This window comes from Paucibacter sp. JuS9, assembly GCF_044043925.2.
GTDB lineage: Bacteria > Pseudomonadota > Gammaproteobacteria > Burkholderiales > Burkholderiaceae_C > JAUASW01.
The window spans coordinates 123,308-135,005 of the sequence record NZ_CP194172.1 but is presented as its reverse complement, the minus strand read 5'-3'; the positions used below and the strand labels follow the sequence as shown (position 1 = coordinate 135,005).

General features: G+C 67.9%; 10 protein-coding genes. 5 read left to right on the top strand and 5 right to left on the bottom strand.

The window, feature by feature from the left end; all coding sequences use genetic code 11:
• Positions 1-67: 67 nt before the first annotated feature.
• The 4 genes from ABT392_RS00540 (at position 68) to ABT392_RS00525 (ending at position 6,865) form a co-directional block, all read left to right on the top strand.
• Positions 68-2,506 (top strand): FtsX-like permease family protein, encoded by a 2,439-nt coding sequence (locus ABT392_RS00540; RefSeq protein WP_395384398.1) that lies wholly within the window; start codon positions 68-70, stop codon positions 2,504-2,506.
• Positions 2,507-2,514: 8 nt separating this feature from the next.
• On the top strand, positions 2,515-3,807 hold the full coding sequence (locus tag ABT392_RS00535; RefSeq protein ID WP_395384399.1) for an efflux RND transporter periplasmic adaptor subunit: 1,293 nt from the start codon (positions 2,515-2,517) through the stop codon (positions 3,805-3,807).
• 24 nt (positions 3,808-3,831) lie between these two features.
• Positions 3,832-4,509 carry an ABC transporter ATP-binding protein gene (locus ABT392_RS00530; RefSeq protein ID WP_334279239.1) on the top strand — a complete coding sequence of 226 codons (678 nt, stop codon included), beginning with the start codon at positions 3,832-3,834 and terminating at the stop codon, positions 4,507-4,509.
• Positions 4,510-4,642: 133 nt separating this feature from the next.
• A complete protein-coding gene (locus ABT392_RS00525) occupies positions 4,643-6,865 on the top strand; it encodes a putative bifunctional diguanylate cyclase/phosphodiesterase (RefSeq protein WP_395384400.1) in 2,223 nt (740 codons plus the stop codon).
• Between the two features lie 36 nt (positions 6,866-6,901).
• Here ABT392_RS00525 and ABT392_RS00520 read toward each other — a convergent pair whose 3' ends face one another.
• From ABT392_RS00520 to ABT392_RS00505, 4 genes are all read right to left on the bottom strand, one after another.
• A complete protein-coding gene (locus ABT392_RS00520) occupies positions 6,902-8,137 on the bottom strand; it encodes a serine hydrolase domain-containing protein (protein ID WP_395384401.1) in 1,236 nt (411 codons plus the stop codon).
• 9 nt (positions 8,138-8,146) lie between these two features.
• Positions 8,147-8,404, bottom strand: coding sequence for a helix-turn-helix transcriptional regulator (locus ABT392_RS00515; protein ID WP_334279242.1), 258 nt, complete (start codon positions 8,402-8,404; stop codon positions 8,147-8,149).
• On the bottom strand, positions 8,401-9,012 hold the full coding sequence (locus tag ABT392_RS00510) for a hypothetical protein (protein ID WP_334279243.1): 612 nt from the start codon (positions 9,010-9,012) through the stop codon (positions 8,401-8,403). Before ABT392_RS00510 ends, ABT392_RS00515 begins: the two co-directional genes overlap by 4 nt.
• Before the next feature lie 115 nt (positions 9,013-9,127).
• Complete coding sequence (locus ABT392_RS00505; protein ID WP_334279244.1) at positions 9,128-9,559, bottom strand: MerR family transcriptional regulator; 432 nt, start codon at positions 9,557-9,559, stop codon at positions 9,128-9,130.
• Between the two features lie 56 nt (positions 9,560-9,615).
• Here ABT392_RS00505 and ABT392_RS00500 point away from each other — a divergent pair, with 56 nt between their 5' ends.
• Positions 9,616-10,677, top strand: coding sequence for an MBL fold metallo-hydrolase (locus tag ABT392_RS00500; protein ID WP_395384402.1), 1,062 nt, complete (start codon positions 9,616-9,618; stop codon positions 10,675-10,677).
• 168 nt (positions 10,678-10,845) lie between these two features.
• Here the strand turns inward: ABT392_RS00500 and ABT392_RS00495 are convergent, their stop codons facing one another.
• Positions 10,846-11,694 carry a M48 family metallopeptidase gene (locus ABT392_RS00495; RefSeq protein WP_334279246.1) on the bottom strand — a complete coding sequence of 283 codons (849 nt, stop codon included), beginning with the start codon at positions 11,692-11,694 and terminating at the stop codon, positions 10,846-10,848.
• Between the last annotated feature and the right edge of the window lie 4 nt (positions 11,695-11,698).

Below are 11,698 nucleotides of genomic sequence, written 5' to 3'. Positions count from 1 at the left end.
ACGAGCCGCCCAAGTGCTTGATTCATGGGGCGCCATTCCTTGGCCCGGGACTTGCAATGAAGCGCCCATGAACATCCATCCTCATTCCCTGGCCCGGCACTTGCGCGTGGGCTGGCGCCAACTGGTCAGTGACCCGGGCTATGCCGCTATCGTCGTGGTCGGGCTGGCCGTGGCGATTGCCATGGCCGTGCTGGCCAGTGCCTTTGTGCGCGACAAGCTCTGGACCGATGCCGCCCTGCCCGGCGCAGACCGGCTGATCAGCTTCGAATGGCGGGTGCGCGGTCCCGGCGGCAAGCAGACCGAATGGTTCGACTCGGTGCCGGCCGGCGCGCTGGCGCAAGGGTTGAAGGACAGCAAGGCGCCGGTGGAGGCCCTGGCGCGCGCGTACCAGGTGCAGGTCGGCTTGCGTGTCGGGGCCCGTGCGGCGCAGGTGCAGGCACTGCTGAGCGACCCTGCACTGGCCGAGATCTTTCCGCTGAAGCCGCTGGCCGGTGACCTGAAAGCGGCGCTCAACAACCCTGAAGGCCTGGCGCTGACGGTGGCCGGCGCCGAGCGCCTCTTCGGCGACAGCCAGGCCGCGCTGGGCAAGCAGGTGCAGGTCTACGGCCTGGGGCCCGAGGGTGCCTACAAGATCAGCCTGACCGTCCAGGCCCTGCTGCCGACACCCAGCCGCAACAGCATGCTGGGCGACTATGAGCTCGTCGCCGGCTTCGGCTCGCCGCCGGCCAAGTCGGCGGAAGAACAGATGCGCAGCTGGTGGTGGGGCAATGCCTCGCTGTTCGCCCGCCTCGCGCCCGGCGCCACCGCCACCGAACTGGCCGAGCGCGCACAGGCGATGCACGACGCGCAACCGCTGCCGCCCCAGATGCCGGCCGACTTCCTGGCGGGCGGCGGCAAGGCGGCCTATTTCCGCGCCACCCTCTTCAGCGACTACGGTTGGCAGGGCGCCGGCAGCCCGCAGCGGCGCCTGCAGATGCTCAGCTTCGGCGTTGCCGCCTTCGCGGCCCTGCTGCTGGCGGCGATCAACTTCGTCAACCTCTCGAGCGTTCGCACGCTGCGGCGTCAGCGCGAAGTGGGCCTGCGCAAATCGCTCGGCGCGAGCGCCTCGCAACTGCTCGTCCAGTTCCTGTGCGAGGCCCTGCTGGTGGCCGTACTGGCCGGTGCACTGGGCCTGCTGCTGGCCTGGTGGGCCGCGCCGGTTTTCGAGTCCCTGATGCAGCACCATTTCGACACCGCGCTACTCGGCCCGGCCACCGTGGCGGGCACCTTTGTGCTTTGCCTGCTGCTGGGCTTGCTGACCGGCGCGCCGCTGGCAGGCATCGCCATGCGCCTGCCTTGCGCGGCTTCGCTGGCCGGGCGCCAGCACAGCGAAGGCCGCGCCGGCCGCTGGCTGCGCCGTGCCCTGACGCTGCTGCAGTTTGCCGCTGCGGCGGCACTGGCGGCACTGGCATGCACCGTGCTCTGGCAGAACGAGCATGCGGGCAGCCGCGACCTGGGCATCCAGGTCGAGGACCGGCTGGCCTTCGACCTGCCTTTCGGTCGCGGCCCTGCCGAGCAGCCCGCCCTGCTGCAGCGGCTGAAGCAATTGCCAGGCGTGCAGGCCGTGACCAGCAGCCGTGATGTGCCAGGCCGCAACTTCAGCAGCAACTTCAGCGAGTTCAGCGGCCCCAAGGGCCCGGTGAGCGTGCGCGTGGGCAACGAGATCGGGCCGGGCTTCTTCGACTTCTATGGCGCGCGCCTGCTGGCCGGCCGTCTCTCGACGGATCACCTGGCTGAGACGGACAAGGCCCTGGTCCTGGAGCGCTCGGCCGCGCTGGCGCTCGGCTTCGCCAGCCCTCAGGACGCGATCGGCCAGACGCTCAAGGGCGGCCAGTTCAACGAGAGCCGGGACCGGCAGGTCGTTGCCGTGGTCGAGGACATCCATCTGGAGAGCACCCGCGAAGCGCACCAGCCGACGCTGTTCGAGCCGACCAGCAAGCCCTTGAACGCCATCAGCCTGCGCACCAGCGATGCCGCGGCCACACGCGCCGCGCTGAAGCCGCTGCTGCAGCAATGGGTGGACGACGAAACGATAGAAGTCATGACCGTGGCCCAGCAGCTCGCGCGCCAATACGCAGAAGACCGGCGCCTGGGCTGGCTGATTGCCACGGCGGCGGGCGTGGCGCTCCTGATGGCCTGCATCGGCATCTACGCCCTGGCGACCTACACCCTGCGCTTGCGCACCCGCGAGATCGTCTTGCGCAAGCTCCATGGTGCCGGCCACCGCGCCGTGCTCCTGCTCCTGATGCGTGACTTCGGCGCCGTGGTGGCAGCAGGCTGCCTGCTGGGCCTGCCCATCGCCTGGTGGGTGGGCCACCTCTACCTGGGCCAGTTTGTGGCGCGGGCGCCGTTGGGACTCTGGCCACTGGTATTCGCTGCCGGGCTGCTGGCCGTGTTGACCACGCTGGCCACGGCACGACAGCTGCGCGCGGCCTTCGCCTTGCGTCCTTCGCTGGCACTTCAATAGGCGTGGTCATGAGCGCCAGCCCCCTTCCTCAAACGCCCAACAGCGGCGCGGCCATGGACCGGCAGCGGCCAGCCAAGCCGCGCTGGCCCCGGCGGGCCGTCATTGGCGCAGGCGCGGCAGCGCTGCTGGGCCTGCTGCTCTGGCAGGCACCTTCGCTGCTCTCGCTGGGCGCGCCGGTGCGGCTGTCCGACGTGGACCTGAGCACGGTGGCTGCCGGCCAGTTCCGCGATGACCTTGTCAGCCGCGCCACTGTGGCGCCCTTGCAATCGGTGCTGCTCGATTCGGTCGAGGACGGCCGCGTCGAGGCGGTGCTCGTCCACGATGGCGCCGCCGTGACCCGCGGGCAACTGATGTTCCGCCTCTCCAGCCCTCAGCGCGAGCAGGAGCTGCTGGCGCGCTCGTCCGAGGTGGCGCAGCAGCTGGCCAATCTCTCCAGCCTGCGCTCGCAATGGGTGGCGGCCCAGGCCGCGCAGCGTCGCGCCTTGACGCAGGCCGAGTTCGAGCTGGCCACGGCCCGCCGCAACAACAGCCGCACGGTGGAGCTCGCGAAGTCGGGCTTCATCTCGCCCTCGGCCTTGCAGGACTCGATCGAGCTGTTGGCCCAGCAGCAGCGCCTGCTCGACCAGCTGCGTGCCGATGGCGCTGCCGAGCTGGCCACGCGCGAGCAATCGCTGCGCGAGATGGAACGCGCGGTGCTAGGCCTGGAGAAGCGGCTGCAATCGCAGCGTGCCTCCACCGACGCATTGAGCGTGCGCGCGCCCGCCGATGGCCGGCTGACCGGCTTCAGCCTGCAGGTCGGCGAGACCGTGCGCCCCGGCGCCCATCTCGGCCGCATCGACAGCGCGGCGCAATTCAAACTGGTCACCAAGGTGGACGAGTTCCATCTCGGCCGTGTCGCCACCGGTCAGCGCGCCACGGCCGAGATCGGCGGCCAGCGGCATCAGCTGAGCGTTGCCCGCATCGACCCGCAAGTGAAGGAAGGGCGCTTCAGCGTCGAGCTGGCCTTCGATGCAGCACCGCCTGCGCTGCAGGTGGGCCAGAGCCTGGACTGCCGGCTCACGCTGGGCGCCGCCAGCGCCGCGTTGCTGCTCGGCGAAGGCCCCTTCCTGGCCGACAGCGGCGGTGCCTGGGTCTTCGTGCTCGATGCCAGCGGCCGCGAGGCGCAGCGGCGCAAGGTGCGCCTCGGCCGCCGCGCTGCCGGCCTGATCGAGGTACTCGACGGTCTGCAGCCCGGCGAGCGCGTCATCACCTCCAGCTACCGCCCCTTTCTCCAGGCCAGCACACTGCGCCTGCAACCCTGATTCAAGACAAGAAAGAAGACAGCCATGTTCAAGATCCGCAACCTCTCCAAGACCTATCAGGCGGGCGAAGTCGAGACCACCGCGCTGGACCGCATCCATCTGGACATCGAGACCGGCGAGTACCTGGCCATCACCGGGCCGTCGGGCTGCGGCAAGTCCACGCTCTTGGGCATCCTCGGCCTGCTCGATGCGGCCAGCAGCGGCGAGTACTGGTTCGAGGGCGAGAACGTGGCCGGCTGGAGCGAAGCCCAGCTCTCCCGCCTGCGCCGCGGCCGCATCGGCTTTGTGTTCCAGAGCTTCAACCTGATCGACGAGCTGAGCGTGGCCGAGAACATCGCCCTGGCGCTGGAGTACGGCGACCTGCCGGCGCGCGAGCAGCGCAAGCGCGTGGACGAGGCGATGGCTCGACTGGGCCTCAGCCATCGCGCCAGCCATCGGCCCTCGCAGCTCTCCGGCGGTCAGCAGCAGCGCGTGGCCATTGCGCGCGCCATCGTGGCCCGCCCCGCCCTTTTGCTGGCCGACGAGCCCACCGGCAACCTCGACAGCCTGCACGGCGAGGAAGTGATGCGCATCCTGCGCGAGCTCAACAACGAAGGCACGACGCTGGTGATGGTGACGCACTCGGAAGCGCATGCCGCCCAGGCCTCGCGCACGCTGCGCCTGCTGGACGGGCGCATCCTCGTGGACGCCATGGCGGCATGAGTGTGAGCCCCTCGTCAGCGCGGGCCGGCTTGGGGCGGCCCGGCGCTCGGCCCGGTAGCCCGTGAGGCACAACTCGGGTGATTGACAGCGGCCTGTGCTTGGGCAAACTGGGCTCTCCAGAAGGAGCGCGCCCATGGCCGACGACGATCGGATCGACCTGATCGAGGACACGGAAGAAGACGAAGCCGGCCAGGCACGGGCTGCTCCGCTGCCTTGGCGCATCTTGGTCGTGGACGACGACGAGGAAGTACACGAGGCCACCCGCTACTCCCTGCGCCGCATCGAAATCCTTGGCCGTCCCCTGCAGCTGGTCCACACGCACTCCGGCGTCGAAACCCGGGCGCTCCTGGCGCACGACCGCGACTTCGCACTGGTGCTGCTGGACGTGGTGATGGAAAGCCAGCAGGCCGGCCTGCAGCTGGTACGGCACATCCGCGAGCACTGCGGCATGACCGAGTGCCGAATCATCCTGCGCACCGGCCAGCCGGGCTTTGCGCCCGAGCTGCCCATCATCGACGCCTATGACATCAACGACTACCGCACCAAGTCGGAGCTGACCCACACGCGCCTGATCACGGCGGCCACGGCGGCACTGCGCTCCTTCGAGCAGATCCGCACCATCGCAGAGAGCCGTCGCGGCCTGGAGCTGATCGTCCGTTCAGCGGCCGACCTGATGGAGCGGCATGCGATGTACAGCTTCGCTGAAGGCGTGCTCACCCAGCTTGCTGCCTTGCTGGGCTTGCCCAAGGAAGGCATCGTCTGCGCACACCGGGGCCGCCCCGAGCACGGGGAGGATGCGGACAGCTTCTATGTGATCAGCGCTGCCGGGCGCCTGGCCGACTACGCCTCCCGGCCGCTTGAAGAGCTGGACGAGGCACATATCCGCACGGCAGTCACCGAATGCCTGAGCAGTCGCCAGCACCAGTTCTCAAGCGATGCCACCGTGCTCTATGTCTCGGCAGGCGAGCAGGAGGCGGCCGTGTTCCTGCAGACCAGCCGGGAGCTGGCCCTGCTGGACCGCCAGCTGGTCGAAGTTTTCGCCACCAACATCTCGGCCTACTTCGGCAACCTGCACCTGATCGGTGAACTGAACAAGCTGGCCTTCTACGACAAGCTGACCGGCCTGCCCAACCGCCTGCAATTCCTGCGGGACTTGGACGCTTTGACCGACAGGGCCGGCCACGTCTTGCTCTTGCTGGACGTGCAGCGCTTCGCCGAGCTCAACAACGGCCTGGGCCATGAAGTCGGCAATGCCTTGCTGAGGGCCGTGGCAGCCCGCCTGGGCGAGGAGTTTGAAGAGCAGGTCAAGCTCGCACGGCTGGGCAGCGATGTCTTCGCCCTGCTGGGGCCGGCGACCCTGGTCAATGCAGAGCGCGTGAAGCAGCTGATGGAGGCGCCGCTGGCCGCCGGAGAGCACCGCCTGCCCGTGGCTGTGACCCAGGCCTGGTACTCGCTGGACGAGCACGAGGGCGATGGCCAGGCTGCGCTGCGCCGCGCCAATATTGCGCTGGAAGTGGCCAAGGCGGGCCTGGGCCGGGGCGGCCTGCCCTTCAAGATTGCGATGGAGGCCGGCGTGCAGACGCGGCTGGCCCTCTTGCGCCGGCTGCGCGGCGACTTCTCCGCGCGCAAGCTCGAGGTCTGGTATCAGCCACAGGTGCTGCTAGCCACAGACAGGATGATCGGCATGGAAGCACTCCTGCGCTGGCCCGACGGCGAAGGTGGCATGGTGCAGTCTCCCGATGTCTTCATCGCCCTGGCCGAACAGGCCGGCCTGATTGAGGAAATCGGCGCCTGGGCGCTGGAACAGGCGGTGAACGACTGGACCGAGCTCCAAGGCCTGGCCAATGCGCCGCCGCGGGTCAGCGTCAATGTCAGCGTTTTGCAGTTCCGCAGCTCGCAATTGACCGAGCTGGTACGCGAGCTGATAGACCGCCACGACATGCCGGCCGGCGCATTGGAGCTGGAGGTGACCGAAAGCGTGGCCATGGACGACCCCCAATTGGTGGTCGAAGGCCTGCAGGCGCTGCATGCCGTTGGTGCGCGCGTGGCGATGGATGATTTCGGTACCGGCTATTCATCGCTGTCGCAATTGCAGACGCTGCCGATTGATTGCCTGAAGGTGGACCGCGCCTTTGTCTGCCAGATCGGTGAGCCTCAAGGCGACGCCTATGCCGAGACCGTGATCAACCTCGGCCAGAGCATAGGCATGGAGATCGTGGCCGAAGGCGTCGAGACTGAGGCCCAGGCAAACTTTCTGCGCAGCAAGGGTTGCGACGTGGCGCAGGGCTGGCGCTATGCCAAGGCCATGCCGATGCACGAGCTGAGAGCCTGGATGGCGCGACAGACGATGCATTGAGGCCGGGTCCGTTGCCGGCGGGCCGGCTGAAGTCGATCAGCGTTTCAAGCGCTCTGCCAGAAATATCTCGGCCAGCCGCCTGGCCTCGGGCGCGAGTGCATCGAGGTTCTCCTGGCCCTTGTTCATCATCACCGAGACCACCATGCGGTACTCGGGATAGATGGCGAAGTAGGAGGTGCTGCCCACCGCCGTGCCGTGATGGCTGAGCAGGCGGGTCTGCAGGCGGCCGTCCAGGAGCTTGCGCTGCTCGGCCACGCGCATGCCCAGCGCATAGCCTTGCGGATTCTCCTTGCCGTTCGCCAGCTTCTGGACCGTCAGCAGGCTCGCCCGTGTGGCGGCGCTGAGCTGATCGCCTTCAAACCAGGCCTGGCCCAGCCGCAGCATGTCCGAAGGTGTGGACAGCATGCCGCCGGACGGATAGCGGATGCTGTTGTCCACCGGCTCGGCCGGCTTGTAGCGGCCTTCGGTGACCTCATAGAAAGCCGCGCGCCGGGGGTCAACGGCTGACTTGATGTCGAGCACGCTGTTCTGCATGCCCAGCGGCTTGAACACGGCTTCGGTGATGAACTCGCCATAGTCGCGCCCGGCCGCCACCTCGATGGCGGCGCCGGCCAGGTTGGCGCCGTAGCTGCTGTACTTGAAGTCCTCCCCGGGCGTGAACAGCAGGGGGCGCTGGTCAAACACGGCCAGCGCCTCGCGCACGCCATTGAAATGCCGCTGGTTGCGGTGCTCCCAGATCGGGAAGCACAGGCACAGGCCGTAGTCGGGCACGCCGGCTCGGTGGCTGATCGCCAGCCGGGTCGTGACAGGGTCGTAGGCGGCGGGCAGCTCCGGCAGGTAGCTTCGTATCGAGCGCTCGATGTCGATGCGCCCGCTTTCCATCAAGAGTCCCAGCGCAAAGCCATTGACGGCCTTGGAGCTGCTACCCAGCCGAAAGCGCGTCTCCAGATCAACCGGGCGCCTGGCATCCAGATCGGCCAGGCCGACCGCACCGGCCCACACCCGCTGGCCGTCGATCATCACGGCGGCCGACAGCGCCGGCGCATCGAGCCGGCGGCGCGCCTGCGAGAGCGCTGCATCGGCCTGATCGGCGCTCACCTGCCAGGCGGGGTCGGCCCAGCGCCGGGCGGGCTCGGCCTGGTCGGGCAAGTCCTGCCAACCCATGCTGTAGACCAGCAGGGGCTCAAAGAGGCGGAACAGGACCCAGCAACAGAGGGCGGCAGCAAGCCACAGTGGCGCGCGGTGGCGCCACCGCATGGTGTTGAAGCTCATGAAGAATCCTCAGAGAGGCGGCGGCGCGCCATCGCGCCAGAAGAAGACTTCATCGACCTTGCGGCCGAACAGATGGGCCAGGCGCATGGCCAGCTCCAGCGATGGCGCGTAGCGACCGCCCTCCAGCGCGACGATGGTCTGCCGCGTGATGCCCACGGCGCGTGCGAGCGCATCCTGCGTCATCTCGCCATGCTCAAAGCGCAGGCGCCGCAGCTGGTTGTCGACAGGCGTGGCCGGTGCTGGCTTGCCGCCACTCACACTGCTCATGCCGCCTCCGCTTCGGCTGCCGCTTCAAGCCGGTACAGGCGCAGCTGCGCGGCCTGATGGAAGGCGCAGGCCAGGGTGACGATGAGTATCAGCAGATGCGCCAGCAAGGGCTGGTTGAAGTCGGCCACGACGGTGCGCTCGCCAAAGCCCAGGGCCAGGATCAAGAGCAGCAGCAAGAAGAGCAGCGCATACCAGCTCCCGCTGAGTGCCTGGGCCGCGAACTGCGCATCGCGCTCATCGCGCCGCGGCGCCGGGTCGCGGGCGACCTGCCAGCTCAGGAGCGCGCCGATGATCAGCGTCCAGCTGTCAATGGCGAGCGCATGGCCGCGCAGGCTGTGCATGTCCAGCACCGGGCCCATGCGCCACAGCAAGGCCGCGAGATGGCCCGCCAACAGGCTGTAGCTGAGCAGGCCATGCCAGCAGCTCCGTTCGAGCGAACCCGGCCCATGCGCACTGCGTTGCCAATGGCGGCGGGCCAGCGCCGCGCTGACCAGCATCAGCGCCAGGCCGATCAAGCCGGGCCGCAGCGGCAGCGCCGAAAGCAGGCCGCTGGCCAGGCTGGCGCCGGTGAGCATGGACAGCAGGGCTAGCAGGAGGATCAAGGGCATGGTGTCTGGTTTACCGGATTTAATGTCCGATTTACTATACATATGCAATCAGGCTCTCGCAAGCCCCGGGCGAGGGCAGATGAGGGGCAGGTTCAGGCCTGCATGGGAATTCGAATCAGCGCTTGTCGGCGTCGGCCAGGAGCGCCTGGCAGCGCTCTTCATGCTGGGAGATCTCGGCCAGCGTGACCTCGATGTCGTCGAGCTGCTGCTCCAGCTGCCGGCGGTGCTGGGCCAGCACGTCCAGGAAGGCCTTCAACTGCGGCGCTGCACCGCTCTCGGAGTCGTACATGTCAACGAGCTGCTTGACCTCTTGCAGGGACAAGCCCAGGCGCTTGCCGCGCAGGGTCAGCTTGAGCCGCGTGCGGTCGCGGTGCGTGTAGACACGGTTGCGGCCGGCGCGGGCCGGCTCCAGCAGGCCCATGTCTTCATAGAAGCGGATGGCGCGCGGCGTGATGTCGAACTCGGCCGCCAGTTCGGTGATGGTGAACAGCCGGCCCTGGCTTTCAGGTGCCTGCACGGGCGAGGTCGAGCGGGGCGCTTGGGGCATGGCTACACTGGCCTGACTAACGTTGACGTAAACGTAAGTCTAAGGCAGTCCCGACCATGGCCAATCCGCGCGAACACGAACTTGACTATCCGCTGGGCGACGCCCTGCCCTTGCCCGGCGAGGTGCTGGAGATTCAGCCCGGCCTGCGCTGGGTGCGCATGGGACTGCCTTTTGCGCTGGACCACATCAATCTCTGGCTTCTGCGCGACGAGATCGATGGCAGAGGCGGCTGGACCATCGTCGACTGCGGCATCAGCAGCGATGCCACGCGCGTTTGCTGGGAACAGGTCTTCGCCCATCATCTGGATGGCCTGCCGGTGCTGCGCGTCATCGTCACGCATTTCCATCCCGACCACATGGGTCTCGCGGCCTGGTTGACTGAAAGATGGCAGTGCCGTTTGTGGATCAGCGCGACCGACTACAACCTCGCGCGCGTCGCCAGCGCCTCCACCGTGGGCATGGGTGGCGAAACGGCCGCGGCCTTCTTTGGCAGCCATGGACTGACCGACCCCGACTCGCTGGCCAAGATCCGCGGCCGCGCCAGCTACTACCCGAGCATGGTGCCGAGCATTCCGGCCAGGTACCGGCGACTGATGGACGGGATGCTGATCGATATTGGCGGCCAGCCATGGCGTTGCATGGTCGGCTATGGCCATGCGCCGGAACACATCAGCCTGTTCTGCGAAGAGCGCCAGTTGCTGATCTCGGGCGACATGCTGCTGCCGCGCATCTCCACCAACGTGTCCGTGGTCGACGTGGAACCCGAGGCCGACCCCTTGACCCTCTATCTCGACTCGCTGGAGCGGCTGCTGCCGCTGCCGCGCGAGACCCTGGTTCTGCCCTCGCATGGCAAGCCATTCCGCGGCCTGCATGCGCGCGTGGACCAGTTGCAGGAGCATCACCGCGAGCGGCTGGACGAAGTGCGGGCAGCCTGCGCCGAGAAGCCCTGCCATGCGGCCGAGCTGCTGGATCTCTTGTTCAAGCGCAAGCTGGACCTGCACCAGACGACGTTTGCGATGGGAGAGTCGGTCGCGCACCTGAATGCGCTGTGGCGGGCCCGGAAACTGAAACGCCATCTGGATGCAGATGGCGTTTATCGATTCAGCCCGGCTGATTGAGTTGCTGTTGCGGGAGAGGAATTCGCCGCCGGCATCCCTGAATAGCCGGCGGCGTTCCCGTTCTTGGTGCGTCCTGGTCAAGCAAACGCATGGTGATGACAGCTTGTGGCCGCGAGTCTGAAGCCCACCAGCGCCCCCAACAACCCCCCTTAAGTGGGACGGAGCCGGTCAAAGCGCTTCATCACCGAAGGCAGCGAGGCTTTCTTCACGCAAAAGGCCCTTGGCCTGCTCGTAGTCGGGCAGCACCGAGCGCACCACGGCCCAGAAGCGCGGGCTGTGGTTCATCTCGCGCAGGTGGGCCAGCTCATGGGCGACGACGTAGTCGATCGTCGAAGGCGCGTAATGAATCAGGCGCCAGTTGAGTCGCACCGAACCGTCGGCACTCGCACTGCCCCAGCGGGTCTGGGCCGAGGACAGGCGCAAGGACTTCATCGACACACCCAGCGCCGCCGCGAAATGCTCGCAGCGCGGCTGGAAAAAGGCCTTGGCCTGGCGTTGCAGCCAGCCATGCGCTGCGTCCCGGATCTGCGCCGCTTCAGCCGCCAGCGGCAGGCCGATGGCAAGCAGTGCCGCGTTGCCAGGCTCGACGGGCTCCTGCAGATGAACACCGCTGAGCTGCGGCTGCAATGACAGGCGCAGCTTTCGGCCGAGATAGGGCAGCTCGCCGCCATCGCGCCACTCGATGCGCGCGGCCTCGACCCGGCGCTGGCGCTCGCGCTGCTCCACGAGCTTGCGCAGGATCCAGTCCTGCTTCTGCTGCAAGGCAATCTCGATATCGGGGATGGTCACCCAACGCGGCGCGCTGACCCGCAGACCCTCGGCATTGACGACGAAGCCGATGCTGCGCCGCCGCGCCCGCTTGAGCTCGTAGGCCACGCGGTGCTCGCCCAGCAGGAGCTCGCGGGCACGCGGCGCCACCGGGCCGGGCTCGCCACGGCCGGGGCGCATGAGGGGCGGTGGTTCGGCCTCGAACAGCGGCAGCTGGGTTTGCAGCAGGCCGGCGAGTTTCTTCAGCATGGCG